An 18,078-nucleotide genomic window follows, 5' to 3' on the forward strand; every position below is an offset into this window, starting at 1 on the left:
CGCTCGGCATGCCCAAGTCCACGGTGAGCCGGAAGCTGACCAAGCTGGAATCCGACCTGGGCATCAAGCTGCTGCGGCAGTCCACCACCTTGCCGAATACCAGCAGGGCATCGAGGTCAAAGGGCAGATTCTGTTCCATGGGCGGTGTTCCAAGTATGCAACAGGGTGTTGCGTTCGTACACCTTATTGGGGGTTCTTGCAGCTGCTAGCGTCGGCCGCACCACGTAGGAGGTACGCGGGGATGAATCAGCCTATCGCCGTCGCCAAGCCCCCAAACGGGCACTGGACCGACGCATATCCCGAACTCGGCCGCGGCCCGGTGTCGCTCGAAGATTGTGTATCCGAAGAGTTCTACGAGAAGGAACGCGAGCACGTCTTCAAGAAGACCTGGCTCTACGTGGGGCGGGTCGAACGGGTTCCGCGCTCGGGCAGCTACTTCACCCGCGAGTTCAGGTTCCTGAACACCTCGATCATCATCGTGCGGGGCAAGGACCAGGTGATCCGCGCCTTCCACAACATCTGCCCGCACCGCGGCAACAAGATGCTGTGGGAGGACGACCCGTTCCAGGAAGTGTCCGGCCGCGCCCCGTTGCTGTACTGCCGTTTCCACGGGTGGCGCTACAAGCTGGACGGCAAGCTGCACTCGGCCACCCGCAAGGACCTGCTGCTGGACTTCGACGCGGACAGTTGCCAGGTGCCGGCGGTGCAGTGCGAGGTGTGGGAGGGCTTCATCTTCATCAACCTCAACCCGCACAACACCGAGCCGCTACGGTCCTTCCTCGGCGAATTGGCCCATGGCATCGAGGGCTATCCGTTCGACGGACCGCATCAGGTCTACAAGTTCTCGGCCGAGTTGCAGTGCAACTGGAAGATTTTCGTCGACAGCTTCGCCGAGAGTTACCACGGCCCGTACCTGCACGCATCGTCGTTCGGCGCTCTCACCGCGGAGGCCAGAGACGCGTTCGACCAGCCGAACCCGTTCACCGACGCGCTGGCCTACCAGCTCAGCGGCCCGCATCGGATGTTCTCGTTCTCCGGTGAGCCCTCGCAAAAGACGCCGTACTCCAAGCCGATTGAATGCGTGATGGAAGCCAGCGCGGCGGGTCCCTGGAACAAGAAGGTCGATCGGGGGCCGATGCCGCCGGGGATCAATCCCACGCGGTCGGAGAAATACGGGTTCGACTCGTTCCAGTTCTTCCCCAACTTCGTCATCATCTTCGGGGCGTCCGGATTCAGCACCCACACCCACTGGCCGACGGGTCCGCACTCGCACGTGTTCGAGGCCGAGATGTTCTATCAGCCGCCGAAGACGCACAAGGAGCGGCTCGGCCAGGAACTCACCGTGACGTTCCTCAACGACATCATCCTCGAGGACGCGAGCCCGTCCGAGGGTCTGCAGGCGATGCTCAACAGCGGTGTCCTGACGCATTTCACGATGAATGACGAGGAAATCCTGCTGCGCCACCTCCACAAGGTGGTCGGTGATTACGTTGCGGCCGGCGAAGCGGCGAAGGCGGTCCAACGATGAGTACGGTTCTGCCGAAAGAGTTCTCGCGACTGGAGCACCTGGTGCCCGAGTGGGCGATCGAGGATGGCCACCAGCGCTACGTCAAACGCGTCAACAGCTCCATGGAGGACATCCGGGCCTTCTACGACGAGGTGTTTCCGCGCGCCGAGGAAGCCGTCGCCTACATCGACAAGTTCGACTACTCCGAGCCGCTGCCCGACGACGTCGCCAATCTGCGCAACCTGCTCTACTCGCTGATCACCGTCTCGTTGGCGGTCGAGCTGTGGAAGCAGCCGCGGGTAAAGCATTCGGCCAACACCATTCTCACGAGAGTCAGCTGAAACCATGGGACTCACTTCTGCGCAGCTGGAGATCGTCGACCTCACCCCGAGAATCGGCAGCGAGATCCGAACCGATCTCGACACGCTGCTGAGCGGCCGGGAGGCGTCGACGATCCGTGACGTTCTCGAGCGGCGCGGCGTGGTGTTCTTCCGCGGGCTGGACATCGGTGACGAGGAGCAGGTCGCCATCGCCAAGACCCTCGGCACGCTGGTCGCCAACGAGGGCCAGGGCGGCATCAACAAGATCTCCCTCGACGAGAAGGTCAATCAGCGCGCCAAATACCTGCAGGGCTCGATGTTCTGGCATTTCGACGGATCGCTGCAGCCGCTGCCCAACCTGGCCACGCTGCTGCGCGCGGTGCAGCTCTCCGAGATCGGGGGGCAGACCGAATTCTGCAACACCTACGCGGCCTACGACGACCTGCCCGATGCCGACAAGGACGCGATTGCGGAGTTGCGCGTGGTGCACAGCGCGGAACGCTCGCAGTATTACGTCACCCCGGAGATGAGTTACGACGAGGTGGCCTTCTGGCAGAAGTCGCCAACGAAGGCGTGCCCGATCGTGTGGACGCATCAATCCGGCCGTAAATCCTTGCTGTTGGGCGCGACCTCGGATTACGTGATCGGCCTGCCGGTGGAGGAAAGCCGGGCGCTGCTTGCGCGGCTTCGTGATTGGGCCACCCAGCCGCAGTACGTCTATCAGCATCAGTGGCAGCCGGGCGACCTGCTCATTTGGGACAACACCGGGACCATGCACCGGGTGTTGCCCTATGCGGTGGACAGCGGCCGGCTCATGCACCGAACGATTCTCGCGGGTGAAGAGCCGCTGCGGTGAAGCTCGGCATCGCCACCCCGGTCGTCACCAATGTCGCTGGAGCGCCCCTGGAATGGGAGAAGGACGCCGGCATCGAGGACATCGGCCGGGTCGCGGAGGTCGCAGATCGGCTCGGCTATCACCACATGACCTGCAGCGAGCACATCGGCATGCCCTCGACCGAATCCGGTCGGCGCGGAGCTCGCTACTGGGATCCGCTGGCGACGTTCGGTTACGTTTCGGGGCGCACCAAGCGGATTCGCTTCGCCACGATGACGTTGGTGCTCGGGTACCACCATCCGCTGGCGATCGTAAAGCGTTACGGCACACTCGACCACGTCAGCAATGGACGGGTGATCCTCGGTGTGGGCGTCGGTTCGCTCAAGGAGGAGTTCGACCTTCTCGGTGCGCCTTTCGAGGACCGCGGCGCCCGCGGCGACGACGCCCTGAGGGCGCTCCGGGCGGCGCTGCCCAGCAATGAGCCGGCATATCACGGTGAGTTCTACTCGTTCGGCGGGCTGACCGTCGACCCCTGTGCGGTACAGCCGCACATGCCGATCTGGGTCGGCGGACGCACGCGACGTTCGCTGCGGCGTGCGGTGACCCTCGCGGACGGTTGGTGCCCGTACTACGTGTCGATCCACACGGCCGCGGACTGGTTGCAGCGTTTCGAATTACCACCGGATTTCGAGGTGGTGATGCCCGCGGAGCAACCCCTGGATCCTGCCGGGAAACCCGAAGCAACACAGGACACATTGCGGGAATTGGCCGACGGCGGCACCACGACCCTTTCGGCCCGCTTCGTTCACCACTCGTTGCAGCACTATCTCGAGCAACTCCACGCCTTGATCGAACTGCACCGTGAAACCTTCGGCGCAAACGCGCAGACGCAGTAGACAGGAATCCCGTGACCATCGGGACTGCCGACGACCTGTACTAACGACCCGTGGGACGTCGACCTCAACGCCGATCCGTATCCGATGTTCCGGCACATCCGCGAGAACGCGCCGCCGTACTACAACGCCGACCACGACTTCTATGCCCTGAGCCGGTTCGATGACGTCAACCGGGCCCTGGTCGACCATCAGACCTTCAGCTCCGCACGTGGCGTCGTGCTGGAGATCATCAAGGGGGCATCGAAATCGGGCCGGGAGTATTCATTTTCGAAGATCCACCCGTACACCACATCCACCGCAGCTTGCTCTCTCGCGCGTTCACGCCACGCAAGATCAACGCCCTCGAGACCGAACGTTTTGCCTCCGAGCAGTCGACTGTCGCACGGCCGACTTCATAGTTTCTTGAGACCGCGCAGAATCTTGAAAAATGGCGCGCTGGATGCAAGGCCTTTCCGCAAGGTCGGCTGAAGGTAGCTGAGATTATTGACCACCAAATAGCGCACACCGTGGTCACGCCACTGCGCAGCCTGTTCGACGACCTCATCGGGCGTCCCGGCCAGAAGCGCGTCTTTGAGCAGTGATACCGGGACGTTCTTGGTGTAGGACAACACGGTCTGCTCGTCCAACGTTTGTGGGACTAGATCTTGCGCGCCGGTGAATTCACGTCCCAGCGGATGCTGTACGCCGTGGTTGGCCCACATCTGGCCCGGGATGATGAGCGCGAAAGCCTTTGCAGCATCTGAGTTAAGGGCCTGCTCGACGTCGTCGGGGCGTCGTCCGGTGACGACAAAGGCTGAGATGGCCGGGATGATCGAACCAGGGACGCGGCCGGCATCGGATGCCGCAGTTCGCACTGCTTCCAGACCCGATGCGTAGTCTTTGGGTCCCGAGACGAGGCCGGGGAACCAGGCGTCGGCGTAGCGCCCGGTGGCCCGCAGCATCCGCGGCCCCTTGGCGGCGATCCAGATCTCGGGCCATTTGCCGCGGTAGGCGGGCAGGTCGAACACCGCGTTACGCAAGGGGAAGTATGGCGACTCACGCGAGATGGGTTCGCCACGGGAGTTCCACAGCGCACGGATGGTGGCGACCGCCTCTTCAAAGCGCGCCACGGGTTTGGTCCAGTCCACCCCATAAGGCTCATTGCCCTCCCGCTCTCCCACACCGATGCCCAGAATGGCGCGGCCACGGCTGATCAAGTGCAACGTGGCGGCGGCCTGTGCGGTGACCGCCGGATGACGTCGATTGGTATCCGTCACGCCAACACCAAGCCGTAGACGTCCAAAGCGGTTGCGGGAAGCAAGATGTCCGAGCATCGTCCACGGTTCGAGTTGAGCGTCGACTTTTGGGATCAGTTTGGCGACACCGAGGTGGCCCGGCGTGGCGATCGAGCGTGGGAACAGCGAATTCAGATGGTCGGCCGCCCAGTAGGAGTCGACACCGCTGGCCGCGGCCATTCGCAAGTTGGTGCGCGCGAGCATGGTCGGGGACCAGCGAGAATTGAGAAGCTGACTGCTGATGCCGACTCGGATGTGATTCATGAACGCCGCCTTTCGCAGGAGTCGAAGCAGTGCGACGCCGGCCGATGAGGTTAACAGCCGTCAACGGCATGGGAAACTGCGTCGGCCACGTCGACGAACCCAACGGCTCTTCCCGACCTGCGTGATTACCATGGTGCCGTTACTCTTGCATCATTCCGCAACCTGACTGACCTTCCTGTGATCGGGGGCCGATGACGGCGACGCTATCCGGTGCCGAAGAAGCAGAAGGTTGGGTGCCGCAAGGCGGCGGGTGTCCCTTTGGGCGCGGTGGCTCGTACTCTGTGCCGGCCACGCGAGACTTGCCGCTGCCGATCGGCGAGGTCGCGGCTCGGCGCGTCCCGACGCTCGCGGCAACTATGAGGCGCGACGCCCAGCTCGCGCGGGCGTGCGCGCCGATGCTGGCAAAAGTACTGGCGCTCACCGCGGCCAGGAAAGTCCGCACCAGGCTGGCCGGCCGCCACGCCCCAGAGCATGTGCAGATCACCGAATTCGACCCGATGAGCCCCGCGATCGCCCGGGATCCGTACCCGCACTATCGAGAGCTCTTGGCGGGCGAGCGGGTGCAGTACAACGCCAAGCGCGATGTCTACATCTTGAGCAGATATTCCGACGTCCGCGAGGCTGCACGTAACCACGAGATGTTGTCCAGCGCACAGGGAGTCACCTTTTCCCGGGGCGCGGCACCTTTCCTTCCCACGTCTGATCCGCCGGCACACACGCGGATGCGCAAGCAGCTGGCGCCGGGTATGGCGCGTGGCGCATTGGAATCCTGGCGTCCGATGGTCGACGAACTAGCCCGAGAGTTGGTCGGCGGCCTCAAGCCACAGAGAACCGCGGACGTCGTCTCTCTTGTGGCCGCACCGATGCCCATGCGCACCATCACCAATGTTCTCGGCATTGCTGGACCGGACGAGGCCGCTTTCATCCGGTTGTCGAACCAGGCGGCTCGTATCACCGACGTCAACTTGTCGGTTTCGGGGCTGGGGTCGCTGGTGCACGGCTTCACCGGATTTCGGCGATTGCGTGCACTCTTCACCCACATGCGCGATAACGGGCAGCTGGGGGAGTGCACTGTTCTCGGACGGCTCGCCGGACATGCCGACCGTGGCCGGCTCAGCGATGATGAGTTGTTCTTGTTCGCCGTTTTACTGGTGGTTGCGGGCCACGAGACCACCGCGAATATGATCGGCACCTTGTTCCTCACGCTGGCCGAATATCCAGAACAGCTCAGGCTCCTTGCGCAGCGACCGGAGCTGATCCCGTCCGCGATTGAGGAGCAACTTCGCTTCCTGCCTCCGGTCCAAAACATGTGCCGTACAACGCGCGTCGACTACCGCGTCGGTCGCGCCGTCATACCGGCGGGCTCCCGTGTGCTGCTGCTGTGGGGTGCAGCGAATCGTGACCCGCGTCAATACGATGATCCGGATGTCTTTCGCGCCGAACGTAACCCGGCCGGTCATCTCGCGTTCGGCTCCGGCATCCACTCGTGTCCCGGGACTCATTTGGCGCGGATGGAGGGCCAGGCGGTCCTGCGCGAGATCGTCACCAACCTCGACCGGATAGAGGTGGTCGAGCCGCCGACGTGGACGACAAACGCCAACCTGCGCGGCCTGGTCCGGTTACGCGTAGCCGTTACGCCCCGGGCAACCGCGTAGAGCTTGTCCACCTGCGATGAAGAGCCCCCGCGCGACATCTCGACTTTCCTGGTGGCACGAGTGGGCCGCGCCGGTGTGGATAGGCTGCAATTTCTCGGCGTGGACGCGCCTGCTGATCCGTAACCGTTTCGCCGTGCACTGGAGCCGCTGGCACTACGCCGTCCTTTACACGCTAGTCAGCGTGGTCAACTCCTGTCTGGGTTTGTTGCAGAAGATCGTATTCGACAGGCGAGTGGCCGAAACGGTGATCACCGATCCGCCGATCTTCATCATCGGGCACTGGCGTACCGGCACCACATTGCTGCACGAACTGTTGGTGCTCGACGATCGCTACGTTGGCCCGACGGGTTTCGAATGCGTTGCGCCGCAGCATTTTCTGCTGACCGAGCGGTTGGCGCCGTTGGCGGGATTCATGGTGTCGAAGCATCGGGCGATGGACAACATGGATTCGAGCTTGCATCACCCGCAGGAAGACGAGTTCGTATGGATCATGCAGGGACAGCCGTCGCCGTATCTGACGCTGGCGTTCCCGAACCGGCCGCCTGAGCATGAGCGGTACCTTGATTTGGAGCACTTGTCGCCGCGAGAACTAGAGGCATGGAAACGGCTCCTGTTCCAGTTTGTTCAGCGGTTGTTCTTCCGCCACCGCAAGACCGTCGTGCTCAAGAACCCGAACCACAGCTTCCGAATCAAGGTCCTCCTGGACATCTTTCCGGAAGCGAAGTTCATCCACATCATCCGGGATCCATATGTCGTTTATCCGTCCAGCATTCATCTCGTGAAGTCGTTGTCTCGTGTGCACAGCCTGCAGCGACCGACCTTCGAAGGGCTGGACGAGAGAGTTCTCGCGACCTACGTCGACCTTTATCGCAAAGTGGACGAAGGGCGAGAACTCGTTGGCCCGGCACGCTTTTACGAGCTGCGCTATGAGGATCTGGTCGCTGATCCCGAAGGGCAGTTGTGTCGCCTGTACGAGCATTTGGGGTTGGGGCGCTTCGAGCAATACCGGCCGCGCCTGCGCCAGTACCTTGCCGACCACGCGGACTACGAGACGAACAGCTACGACCTGACTTCAGAGCAGTGCAAGATCGTCACCGAGCGTTTGGGCGAAGTCATTGACCGCTATGGCTACCGTTCGGCTTCTGCGTCGGAGCCGAGCTCATAAAGGCCGGGGTCGCCTGGCCATCCCGGAGTAGCAGTGCACGAACCAGGGGCCGCGGCCCATTGGCGCGAAGCAACGCGCTGGCGGGCCGGGGGCGCACCCTTTCCGGCCACCAGAACCAGCGCCCGAGAAGCGTCGCGATCGCCGGGGTCATGAATGCACGCACCACCAGCGTGTCGAACAGCAAGCCCAAGCCGATGGTGGTCCCTACCTGCCCGATGACTCGCAGGTCGCTGACCACCATCGAGGCCATGGTGAACGCGAATACCAGGCCCGCGTTGGTCACGATCTTGCCGGTACCGCCCATCGCGCGAATGATGCCCGTGTTTATCCCGGCTCTTATTTCCTGTTTCATCCGGGAGACTAATAGCAAATTATAGTCGGACCCCACCGCCAAAAGTATGATCACGGACATCGCGGGTACGAGCCAGTGTAATTCTATTCCCACGATATACTTCCAGACCAGCACGGATAGCCCGAAGGACACACCGAGTGAAAGCAATACCGTACCCACGATAACCAGAGCGGCGACCAAACTGCGCGTAACAATCAACATGATGATGAAAATAAGGCACAGCGAAGAAATTCCCACGATCAATTGATCGTATTTGTTGCCGTCGCCCAGGTCCTTGTAGGTCGCCGACGCGCCACCAATGTAAATCCTGGCGTTCTCGAGTGGCGTCGACTTCAACGCCTCCTCGGCCGCGTTCCTCAACGGGGCGATACGCGAAATGCCTTCGGGCGTCGCAGGATCTCCTCTGTCCGAGATGATCATACGTGCCGCATTCCCATCCGCTGACATGAATACTTTCATGACTCGTTGGAAGTTCGGGGTTTTTAACACTGCCGGCGGTAAGTAGAAAGAATCATCATTTTTGGCGGCATCGAACGCCTGCCCCATGGCTGACCCATTGCTCCCGCTCGCTTCTATCTGGCCGAAAACCCCGGACATGGTGCTATGCATGGTCACCATCATCGTTTGCATGCCCTGCATCGCCGAGATCATTTGCGGCAATTGGGCGACCAGTTGCGGCATTACCATGTCGATCTGGTCGAGATCTTTGACGAGATCACCCAGCTTATCGCTGATAGCGTCGACCCCGTCGATCGAATCGAAGATCGATCGTACCGACCAGCAGATGGGAATGTCGTAGCAGTGCTTTTCCCAGTACAGATAACTGCGGACCGGCCTCCAAAAATCTTCGAAATCCGCAATATGGTTGCGGAGCTCACTGGTGATCTCCTGCATGTCATGCGTTTCGCCGGTCAAGTGATGAGTCGCGCTCACGAGTTGTTGCATCATGCCATACATACGCTGCATGACGCTGATCATTTTCGCCATTTCTTCGGCCTGCTTGAGCAGGTCGTCCATGCGCTTCTTTTGGAAGCCCATATCTTGGAGCTGCGCGGCGTTCGCCATGCTGATCAGAGACGGTATCGACGTGTGCGCCAGAGGCGTTCCGGCGGGCCGGGTCACGGACTGCACCCTGGAAATGCCCGGAACTGCGAGGACGCCCCTGGCCAGTTTGTCCAGTACGAGAAAGTCCGCCGGATTACGCATATCGTGGTCGGCGTCGATCAACAAGACTTCGGGCAACAACCGGGCCACGGAAAAATGTCGGGCCGCGGCTGCATACCCCATATTGGCGGAGATGTCTTTGGGCACGTATTCCCGGTCGTGGTAGTTGGTTTTGTATTCTGTCAGGGCTAGCAGGCCGATAAGGGCGACCGCGCAGCTCGCGGCGAGAATTGGCGCGGGCCAACGGGTGATCGCCGCCCCTACGCGTCGCCACCCGCGGCCGCTTATTATCCGTTTGGGCTCGAACAGGCCGAAGCGTCCGCCGATTGCAAGAACCGCCGGAACCAAGGTGAGCGCAATTGCAACCACAACGAGCATGCCCACCGCGCAAGGTACCCCCACGGTTTGGAAGTACGGCATGCGGGTGAAGCTGAGGCAGAAAGCCGCTCCAGCGATCGTCAAACCGGAGGCCAGGACAACCTTCGCCACGCCGTGATAAGTGGTGTAGTAAGCCGTTTTCCGATCTTCGCCGGCCTGACGCGCCTCTTGATACCGCCCGATGAAGAAAATGCCGTAGTCCGTTCCAGCCGCGATCCCGAGAGATACGAGCAAATTGACGGCGAAAGTCGAAAGATTGATAATTCCGTGGAATCCGAGAAACGCGACGATCGCTCGGGCCGCCTGCAATTCAATCCCGACCATCAGCAACAGCAGAAGCACAGTGATAATTGATCGGTAGACGAACAGCAGCATGGTGAAGATCATCAGGAGGCTCGTAACGGTGACTTTCATTATGGTCTTGTCGCCGCTGTCGGTCACATCCGCAATGAGCGCCGCGGGGCCCGTGACATAGACCTTGACCGCATTCGGCGCCGGTGCTCTGCCGACAATGTCTCGGACCGCTTTCACGGATTCATTCGCCAAGGTTGAGCTCTGGTTACCGGCGAGGCTCAACTGGACGTATGCGGCTCGGCCATCGGCGCTTTGCGCACCGCCCGCTGTGAATGGGTCGCCCCAGAAGTTCTGAACATGCCGCACATGGTTCGGATCGTTTTCCAGTTCACGAACCAAATGATCGTAGTACGTGTGAGCATCGTCGCCGAGTGGTTGCTGTCCCTCCAACACGATCATCGCCACACTGTCGGAATCCGATTCCTTGAAGTCCTCACCCATGCGCTTCATCGCCTGGATCGCCGGCGCGTCTTTGGGATTCACCGATACTTGATGTTCTTTCTCGACCTGCTCAAGCGGGGGGACAGCGATGCTCACGGTCACGGTGATCGCCAACCAAGCCAGGACGATGGGTACCGAAAGTCGATGGATCGTCCGCGCTAAGAGGTGCGGCCTGGTGCGTTCGTCGCTCATTCGACCTTCGGTCGGCGGGGGAGCGGGAGTTCGCTTCCCGAGTGATTCTCTCCGCTTTTGAGCTGACCGTCCACGCGAGCCGAAACTGACCGCTCTCACCCCGCAGCGACGAGCCGGCGGCGCGGTGGGCTCAGCGTCTCACATTCGCAACCGTTGAGACCCTACCTTTGACGTCGCCGCAATAAATCCGCCATGGAACGTACCTAAGGTGAGGCCGTCCGTCTTGCGAGGCGCAAGCCGCGGACCCCTCACCGATAGGAACTCAAATTGAGCGGAAACGCCGTGCGCCTGCAGGCGATCAACAATGTCGAGGCATACATCCCCCCAGCCATCAGCTTCGTAGCCGGCGAGACTCCCGGCGAAGTATTCGGCTCCAACGTCTTCACCAAGGCCGAAATGCAGGCACGGCTGCCCAAGTCGGTGTACAAGTCCATCGTGGCGACCATCGACAAGGGCACCAAGCTGGACCCCGCGGTCGCCGACACGGTCGCGGTAGCGATGAAAGACTGGGCGCTGGAGAAAGGCGCCACCCACTACGCTCACGTGTTCTATCCGATGACCGGCCTGACCGCCGAAAAGCACGACAGTTTCTTGGAACCCGTTTCCGACGGGCAGACACTCGCCGAGTTCGCCGGCAAGACCCTAATCCAGGGCGAGCCCGACGCTTCCAGCTTCCCGTCCGGCGGATTGCGGAGCACCTTCGAGGCGCGCGGGTATACCGGCTGGGACGTGACCAGCCCGGCCTACGTCCTGGAGAACCCGAACGGTAACACGCTATGCATCCCAACGGTTTTCGTTTCGATGACCGGAGAGGCACTGGACTACAAGACGCCATTGTTGCGCAGTCAGCAGGCCATGGGCATGCACGCCGAGCGCATCCTGACGCTGTTCGGTCACCAGGACCTGAACAAGGTCGTATCGTTCTGCGGTCCGGAGCAGGAGTACTTCCTGGTCGACCGGCACTTCTTCCTCGCGCGTCCGGATCTGGTCAATGCCGGTCGCACCCTGTTCGGCGCGAAGCCGCCGAAAGGCCAGGAATTTGACGACCACTACTTCGGCGCGGTACCCGAGCGTGTCCTCGGCTTCATGATGGACACCGAGCGGGAGCTGTTCAAACTCGGTATTCCCGCCAAGACCCGTCACAACGAGGTGGCGCCCGGCCAGTTCGAGATTGCGCCGATGTTCGAACGGGCGAACATCTCCTCCGACCACCAGCAGCTGTTGATGACGATCTTCAAGACGGTTGCCAAAAAGCACGGTATGGAATGTTTGTTCCACGAGAAGCCGTTCGCCGGCGTCAACGGGTCCGGCAAGCACGTCAACTTCTCGATGGGCAATTCCGAGCTGGGCTCGCTGCTGGTCCCGGGCGATACCCCGCACGAGAACGCCCAGTTCCTGGTGTTCTGCGCCGCGGTGATCCGCGCCGTACACAAGTTCGCCGGGCTGCTTCGGGTGTCGGTCGCATCGGCCACCAACGACCACCGCTTGGGCGCCAACGAGGCGCCGCCGGCCATCATCTCGATCTTCCTCGGCGAACAGCTCGCCGACGTGTTCGAGCAGATCGCCAAGGGCGCCGCCACATCATCAAAAGCCAAGGGCACCATGATCATTGGTGTAGACACGTTGCCACCACTGCCAACCGATCCGGGTGACCGCAATCGCACCAGCCCATTCGCGTTCACCGGAAACCGGTTCGAGTTCCGAGCGCCCGGCTCCGGGCAGACGGTGGCCGTGCCGCTGATCGTCCTCAACACGATCATGGCCGACTCGCTCGACTACATGGCAACGATTCTGGAGAAGGCCGCCGAAAACGACGAGGACTTCGATGTGGCAGTGCAGAAGCTGCTCACCGAGATCATTACCGAACACGGCGACGTGGTGTACAACGGCGACGGGTACGCAGAGAAGTGGCAGATCGAGGCGGCCGAGCGCGGTCTGCCGAACCTGAAGACCACACTGGACGCAATTCCGGAGCTGATCAAGCCGGCAACGGTTGAGGTCTTTGCGAAATACGGCGTTTTCAGCGAGCGCGAGCTGCATAGCCGCTACGAGGTCCGCTTGGAGCAGTACGCCCTGACCATCGCGGTCGAGGCCAATCTGACTCTGGAGATCGGTACCACGGTCATCCTGCCGGCCGCGATCCGCTACCAGACCGAGCTCGCGCAGAACGTCGCGGCTTTGAAGGCGGCCGGCATGGAGCCGAGCATGGCTGCACTCGAGACGGTTTCGGCCCCCCTCGCCGATCTCGCCGCGGCGCTGACGACGCTGCAGACGGCGCTGTCCGATCACTCGGCGGTGGTCGACGAGGCGAAGCACGCACAGGAGGCGCTGTTGCCGGCGATGGGAGCGGTGCGTACCGCCGCTGACGGGTTGGAAAGCGTGGTAGCCGATGACTTGTGGCCGCTGCCCACCTACCAGGAAATGCTCTACATCCTGTGATCCGCCGTCGGGCGTGGGGTCAGCCGCGCAAGCGGTACTTGGTGAGACGAGGTCCCCACGCCCGACGGCTTACGCCGCTTGCGCCTGACATCGCAGACGCTGTTGGTCAAACGTCAGTGTCATGCGCCAACGACGTCGGTGACGGTTCAGATGTTGTCCGTGATCCACGTGGTGGTGAAGCGCAGCATCTCGGGGATGCCCTTGGACAAATCGGATCCGATGGTTTTCTCGAGCTTGCCGCCTACCAGCGGGATCTTGACCTCCACCTTCAGGGTGGAGTGCAGTTGTGAACCGCCGTCATGCGTCGGCGCCAGCCGGGTTTCCGCACGGCCCGACCCCAACCCGCCGGACGCCGAGACGTTGATGTCCCCGCGCACCTGGCCGTCGCCGTTCGGTCGCCACGTCTCGGTCTGCACGATCTTGACGTCACCGGTGACGAATTTGGCGACCAGCCCGGGGAGGAGTTGACGGCCCAGGTGCTGGGTCGTGCGCACCGTCACGGTGCCATCGGCGTCGGTCACCAGCGAATCCAACGTGGCGTCGGCGGAGCCGGCCGCGATGCGCGCCAGCCAGTAGTCCTCGCGACCGAACGCGGCATGAATTTGCTCGACGGTGGCGGATGACTCGGTCGAGACGTCGAATGAGCGCGACATATCCGCCCATTCTTGCAGAGGCCCGGCTCACGGTCGCTCAAAGTGCTGGTAGTCGACGGGCGACGTCCAGTGGCCGCCCCACCGCCACCCGCGGTCCGTGAAAATGCGCACGCCGGGGTCCTCGCCGTGCAAGAGCCCCGGGTCGCTGCGGCTGCGGTCCAGATACTCCGCCGCGTTGTGCGGTTGGAAAGTGCCGTCGGCGTACATGCACGGGTTGAGACGTGGGTTCAGATCGATGGCCCGACCGTAGGCGTGTTGCGACCAGTGCTCGCTCCCCGGGATGCCTCGGCAGTTGAACGCCGACGTGTTGTCGTCCTCCATCGAGAGCTCGTCGTCGGCGGCCGGGTAGCGGTCCGCCGTACGGATCTTCTCGATGGGAAATCCCACTCGGTAGAGCTGCGCGAAGACCGTGATGACCTCCGGCACCAGGTCCTGGTGCACGATCAGCTCGCCGCGATGGGTCCGGCCGTCGAAACCGACGTGGTCAACCTCGACTCGTCGTAGCTGCGCGGGGTCCACCGGACAGCCCGGCCGCCAGCTCGTACCGAGCTCCGCGGCGGTGACCGAGCGAACGTTGCCAGCGGTGGGCGCCGACGACGGGCCGGCCGCCGATGACGCGGTGGACGATGGCCTGGCCGCAGGGGGTGCCGGCGCGGCGGTGCATTGCGTCAACGTGGCCCCGGCCGCCATCGTGCCCGCCAGCACGGCGACCCACCGCCTGCCGGAGGTCACTGGGGATGGGTCCTCACCGCTTGCTCCATCGCGACAAGACCGTCGCGACCGGGTGTCGCGAGACAGGTCCGGCGCCAACGCTACTGCAGGCCGCTCCTAATCTTGTGCGCAGCAGTCCGTTTGCGGAGAAGCCGAAAGCCTACTGGATGCGGCCGGGCCGCCGACTTACTCTTGCCATATGCCGGTAGTCAGTGGCGGGTGGAAGTTCTGGCCATCCTGGCTACGCAAGTCGGTCGTGGTCGCAATCGTATTGCTCGCCCTCATCGCGGTTTCTCCGTGGACCTTCACGGCACGCACACCGGTAGCCGACCGTCCACAGCTGCCCGCGCAGACGCCCGCGCCGACGCCGGCGCCCGTTGCGGCGCCTGCTGCGGCTCCCGCACCCGAGTTCGCGACCATCTCCAAGCTGATGAACGACGCGATCGCGGCAGGCGGATTGCCGGGCGGCGTGGTGATGGTCGGCCACGGCGGCAACGTCGTCTTCCGCCAGGCGTACGGGTCGCGCAAGCTCGCGGGCGAACCGGGGCTGGACGGATCGCCCGCACCCGCGGAGCCGATGACCGAGGACACCATCTTCGACATGGCGTCATTGACCAAGTGCCTCGCAACGGCGGTCGCCATCATGCAGCTCTACGAACAGGGCAAGGTGGCGTTCGACGATCCGGTGCAGAAATATCTGCCCGACTTCAATACGACGAACGATCCACGGCGGGCGCAGGTCACGGTGCGCATGCTGCTGACCAACATGTCCGGCGAGGGAATCGACGTAAGCCTGGCGGACCCGTGGGGACTGGGCGGACCCGACAAGGCGGAAGGCATTCATCGCGCGCTCACCACGCCGCTGCAGTCGGGTCCGGGTGAGCTTTTCCGATACTCCGACATCAACTACATCCTGCTGGGCGCGCTGCTCGAGAAGACCACGGGCGAGCCCGAAGACACCTACGTCCAACGCAATGTGTTTGCGCCGCTTGGCCTGCGAGACACCCGCTACCTTCCCGTGGCCAATGCCTGCGGGCCCCATACGACTAGAGGAGCGGCGGTTGCCTGGGCCCCCGCGCCGGCGGGAGGCGAGCCGATGACTTGTCCCGCGGGGACCTGGAGCACCAGCCTGCTGCCACGCATCGCACCCACGGCGCGCGACGAGGAAAGCAGGGACGACCCCGGCAAGAATCCGGATTTCTTTGCCCTGCTTCGGGGTACGGTGCATGACCCGACGGCACGCCGGATGGGCGGAGTGGCGGGCAATGCCGGCATGTTCTCGACGGCGCACGATGTCAGCATCTTTGCGCAGGCGCTGCTTGACCGGCTGGCCGACCGCCCGAGTGAGTTTCCTTTGCGGCCAGAAACTCTCGAGCTGATGACGACTCCTCAGCAGCCCGGCCATACCGCCGAACAAGTTGTAGCGGCAAACCGTGCTGCTCAACGGGCTCACACTCCGACCTATCCGGCGATCGAAGGGCAAAGCCTGTTTGGTTTTGGCTGGGACATCGACACGGCCTTCTCCAGGCCGCGCGGGACGGTCTTTCCCGTCGGCAGCTTTGGCAACACCGGATTTACCGGAACCACGCTGTGGATGGACCCAGGTTCGAATACCTACGTCATTCTGCTCTCGAACTCGATCCACCTACGGGGCAGCCCGCCGATCTCGCACCTCCGGGGTGCGGTGGCCACGGCCGCGGCGCAGGCTTTGCAGCTTTACGGCGCGGCGCCACCGATCTCGACGCCTGCCCCACGGAAAACACCGTAGCGCCTTGTCATTTCACGCAGGGAATGCCGTCGGCGGTCATGCGCGAGAGGTTGGTAACGGCGGGTTGCTGCGTGCCGGCGCCGGTGGCGGGCACGGTGGTGACGGGTGCCGTGGCGGTAGCGGTCGGCGATTCCGACGTGGAATTGCGGGTCTGGTCGAACCGGGAGAAATCGGTCCCGACGGTCAGCCGCACCGTGTTGCGGGCGACGCTGTCGGATGCGGTCGCCGTTATGTCGTACTGGTCGGCGAGCTCGGTGGCCGCCACCTTCGCGCCGGCCCCGTAGGTGATAGTGCTCGTCTCGGTGGTGGAGTCGGCCGTGCTGACCTTGCCTTCACTGAATTTCCCGGTCGCCAAAAGCATTTGGACAGTTGCCGCCTCACCTTGGCGGCCCGAGGCATTGACGACGTCGAGCGCGACGCTGCCGGAGGTGTTCTGCGTGCCGCTCTCCGGTTCCGCTGCCGTGGTGGGGCTGCTGGTCGAGGGTGCGGTAGACGAATCGGCGCCCACCAGGTTGTGCACGATGGAGCGGATGGTGGGTATGTCGATGAAGTTCACGTAGGCGCCGTCTGAGAGTTGACCGAAGCTGGTGACCGGCATTGTGTACAGCACCACCGGTCTATTGGGGAATGCCAACGCATTACGAATGAATTCGTCAAAGTCGAAACCGGCGTCGACGGCGACGTTCTGCTTGGCGACCCCCAACAGGGCATGCAGTTTGGTGGGGTCCGACAACGTTCCGCCGCGGCGCATCGCGCTGACCACCGAGACGATGAAGGCCTGCTGGCGCCGGCTTCGATCGAGGTCGGTAAACGCCGCGTCGTTGGGGTCGCGGCGTTGCCGGACAAAGGCCAACGCCTGAGTTGCGCTGATCTGTTGGACGCCTTTATGAAAGTCCGCACCGGAGTAGTACCGGTCCGACGTATCCGCACTGAGGCACACCGTGATCGGTTCGACCACCCGGGCGAGTTGGAAGAAGCCGGCCAGGGTGACTTCGATGAAGTGATCGATCGGAATCTGCAGAAGACTTTTGACGGTGCTGATTTCGGCTTTGCGGCCCGCCTCTCGCGCCGCCTGTTCTTTCGCCGTCGCGTCTTGCCCTTGCAGCGGCGTCGGATTCGGCTGCGAGCCTGCGGAGCCGTGGCCGGACATCACCCGCTGGTAGGCGTAGCTGTAGGCCTCCTTGATCTTGCCGTGGCAATCCGAGGTTGGGCATCCGGCCAGATCGACGTAATCGTCGCGAGGGATCGAGATCGCCGTGGCCGCACCGCCGCCGGCCGGCAGGTGCACCACGATGAGCGCGTCGGAATCGCCGTCAGCGGAATCCTCGTTGCCCGCATGCAGCGCGTCATAGATGTCGGGCGGCAGCGGCTGCCCGTGCTGGTCACGGCGGCTATCCAGGCCGATGATCAGGATGTTCTGGTCGCTTCCGGTCGATGCGGGTTCACCGGCCAATGCCTCGGATTTGGTGATGCCCGCCGACGCGCTGAGGTAGGCGTGCCAAGCGATGCCGATGACGGCGACCACCACCAGGGATATCAACGCGGCCACCACCTTGGCACCGGCCACCATCCTGTGGTTGCGGTGCAAGCGATTCCGGGGCCCGGCCGTCGGTGAATCTGCTTCTTCGCCGGGCGGGCCCGCTCGACGCGTCATGACAGAACCAAGAATAGCCAGGTAGCGGCGCTTCAAACCGGGACTGCCCGAGCGCA

Annotated in this window: 12 protein-coding genes and 2 pseudogenes; 9 read left to right on the top strand and 5 right to left on the bottom strand. The window is 62.9% G+C overall.

Going from position 1 to position 18,078, the window contains the following annotated elements; genetic code table 11:
- Positions 1-241: 241 nt before the first annotated feature.
- The 5 genes and pseudogenes from A5760_RS01280 to A5760_RS27110 all read left to right on the top strand — a co-directional run.
- Positions 242-1,528: an aromatic ring-hydroxylating oxygenase subunit alpha gene (locus A5760_RS01280; RefSeq protein ID WP_064877281.1), complete on the top strand. Its 1,287-nt coding sequence runs from the start codon at positions 242-244 to the stop codon at positions 1,526-1,528.
- On the top strand, positions 1,525-1,848 hold the full coding sequence (locus A5760_RS01285; RefSeq protein WP_064877282.1) for a hypothetical protein: 324 nt from the start codon (positions 1,525-1,527) through the stop codon (positions 1,846-1,848). Before A5760_RS01280 ends, A5760_RS01285 begins: the two co-directional genes overlap by 4 nt.
- Before the next feature lie 4 nt (positions 1,849-1,852).
- Entirely contained in the window at positions 1,853-2,683 is an 831-nt protein-coding gene (locus A5760_RS01290; RefSeq protein ID WP_064877283.1) for a TauD/TfdA dioxygenase family protein, read from the top strand.
- Entirely contained in the window at positions 2,680-3,558 is an 879-nt protein-coding gene (locus A5760_RS01295; RefSeq protein ID WP_064877284.1) for a TIGR03619 family F420-dependent LLM class oxidoreductase, read from the top strand. The genes A5760_RS01290 and A5760_RS01295 overlap by 4 nt, the downstream gene beginning before the upstream one ends.
- An 11-nt stretch (positions 3,559-3,569) precedes the next feature.
- Positions 3,570-3,905, top strand: a pseudogene (locus A5760_RS27110) (cytochrome P450); the annotation flags it as partial.
- Positions 3,906-3,950: 45 nt separating this feature from the next.
- Here A5760_RS27110 and A5760_RS01300 read toward each other — a convergent pair.
- Positions 3,951-5,096 carry an LLM class flavin-dependent oxidoreductase gene (locus A5760_RS01300; RefSeq protein WP_064877285.1) on the bottom strand — a complete coding sequence of 382 codons (1,146 nt, stop codon included), beginning with the start codon at positions 5,094-5,096 and terminating at the stop codon, positions 3,951-3,953.
- 353 nt (positions 5,097-5,449) lie between these two features.
- On the opposite strand from A5760_RS01300, the pseudogene A5760_RS01305 reads away from it, so the two are divergent.
- Positions 5,450-6,751, top strand: a pseudogene (locus A5760_RS01305) (cytochrome P450); the annotation flags it as partial.
- A 16-nt stretch (positions 6,752-6,767) separates the two neighbouring features.
- Positions 6,768-7,916, top strand: a complete 1,149-nt coding sequence (locus tag A5760_RS01310; RefSeq protein WP_064877287.1) for a sulfotransferase family protein — start codon at positions 6,768-6,770, stop codon at positions 7,914-7,916.
- Here the strand turns inward: A5760_RS01310 and A5760_RS01315 are convergent.
- Entirely contained in the window at positions 7,864-10,797 is a 2,934-nt protein-coding gene (locus tag A5760_RS01315; protein WP_064877288.1) for an RND family transporter, read from the bottom strand. The two genes, A5760_RS01310 and A5760_RS01315, sit on opposite strands and share 53 nt — an antisense overlap.
- 267 nt (positions 10,798-11,064) lie before the next feature.
- Here A5760_RS01315 and A5760_RS01320 point away from each other — a divergent pair, with 267 nt between their 5' ends.
- Positions 11,065-13,236: a glutamine synthetase III gene (locus A5760_RS01320; RefSeq protein WP_064877289.1), complete on the top strand. Its 2,172-nt coding sequence runs from the start codon at positions 11,065-11,067 to the stop codon at positions 13,234-13,236.
- 146 nt (positions 13,237-13,382) lie between these two features.
- Here the strand turns inward: A5760_RS01320 and A5760_RS01325 are convergent, their stop codons facing one another.
- Both A5760_RS01325 and A5760_RS01330 read right to left on the bottom strand, forming a co-directional pair.
- Entirely contained in the window at positions 13,383-13,889 is a 507-nt protein-coding gene (locus A5760_RS01325; RefSeq protein WP_064877290.1) for a DUF2505 domain-containing protein, read from the bottom strand.
- 27 nt (positions 13,890-13,916) lie between these two features.
- Entirely contained in the window at positions 13,917-14,579 is a 663-nt protein-coding gene (locus tag A5760_RS01330) for a M15 family metallopeptidase (RefSeq protein ID WP_082279295.1), read from the bottom strand.
- Positions 14,580-14,799: 220 nt separating this feature from the next.
- Here A5760_RS01330 and A5760_RS01335 point away from each other — a divergent pair, with 220 nt between their 5' ends.
- A complete protein-coding gene (locus A5760_RS01335) occupies positions 14,800-16,368 on the top strand; it encodes a serine hydrolase domain-containing protein (protein ID WP_064877292.1) in 1,569 nt (522 codons plus the stop codon).
- A 7-nt stretch (positions 16,369-16,375) separates the two neighbouring features.
- Here A5760_RS01335 and A5760_RS01340 read toward each other — a convergent pair whose 3' ends face one another.
- Positions 16,376-17,938 carry an LCP family protein gene (locus A5760_RS01340; RefSeq protein ID WP_064877293.1) on the bottom strand — a complete coding sequence of 521 codons (1,563 nt, stop codon included), beginning with the start codon at positions 17,936-17,938 and terminating at the stop codon, positions 16,376-16,378.
- Between the last annotated feature and the right edge of the window lie 140 nt (positions 17,939-18,078).

The organism is Mycobacterium colombiense (genome assembly GCF_001665835.1).
GTDB classification, from domain to species: Bacteria; Actinomycetota; Actinomycetes; order Mycobacteriales; family Mycobacteriaceae; genus Mycobacterium; species Mycobacterium colombiense_A.

Excerpts from the sequence above, each read along its gene's own strand:
- A5760_RS01280 (WP_064877281.1), top strand. The coding sequence starts at position 242 with ATGAATCAGCCTATCGCCGTCGCCAAGCCCCCAAACGGGCACTGGACC.
- A5760_RS01285 (WP_064877282.1), top strand. The coding sequence starts at position 1,525 with ATGAGTACGGTTCTGCCGAAAGAGTTCTCGCGACTGGAGCACCTGGTG.
- A5760_RS01290 (WP_064877283.1), top strand. The coding sequence starts at position 1,853 with ATGGGACTCACTTCTGCGCAGCTGGAGATCGTCGACCTCACCCCGAGA.
- A5760_RS01300 (WP_064877285.1), bottom strand. The coding sequence starts at position 5,096 with ATGAATCACATCCGAGTCGGCATCAGCAGTCAGCTTCTCAATTCTCGC.
- A5760_RS01310 (WP_064877287.1), top strand. The coding sequence starts at position 6,768 with ATGAAGAGCCCCCGCGCGACATCTCGACTTTCCTGGTGGCACGAGTGG.
- A5760_RS01315 (WP_064877288.1), bottom strand. The coding sequence starts at position 10,797 with ATGAGCGACGAACGCACCAGGCCGCACCTCTTAGCGCGGACGATCCAT.
- A5760_RS01325 (WP_064877290.1), bottom strand. The coding sequence starts at position 13,889 with ATGTCGCGCTCATTCGACGTCTCGACCGAGTCATCCGCCACCGTCGAG.
- A5760_RS01330 (WP_082279295.1), bottom strand. The coding sequence starts at position 14,579 with ATGGCGGCCGGGGCCACGTTGACGCAATGCACCGCCGCGCCGGCACCC.
- A5760_RS01335 (WP_064877292.1), top strand. The coding sequence starts at position 14,800 with ATGCCGGTAGTCAGTGGCGGGTGGAAGTTCTGGCCATCCTGGCTACGC.
- A5760_RS01340 (WP_064877293.1), bottom strand. The coding sequence starts at position 17,938 with ATGGTGGCCGGTGCCAAGGTGGTGGCCGCGTTGATATCCCTGGTGGTG.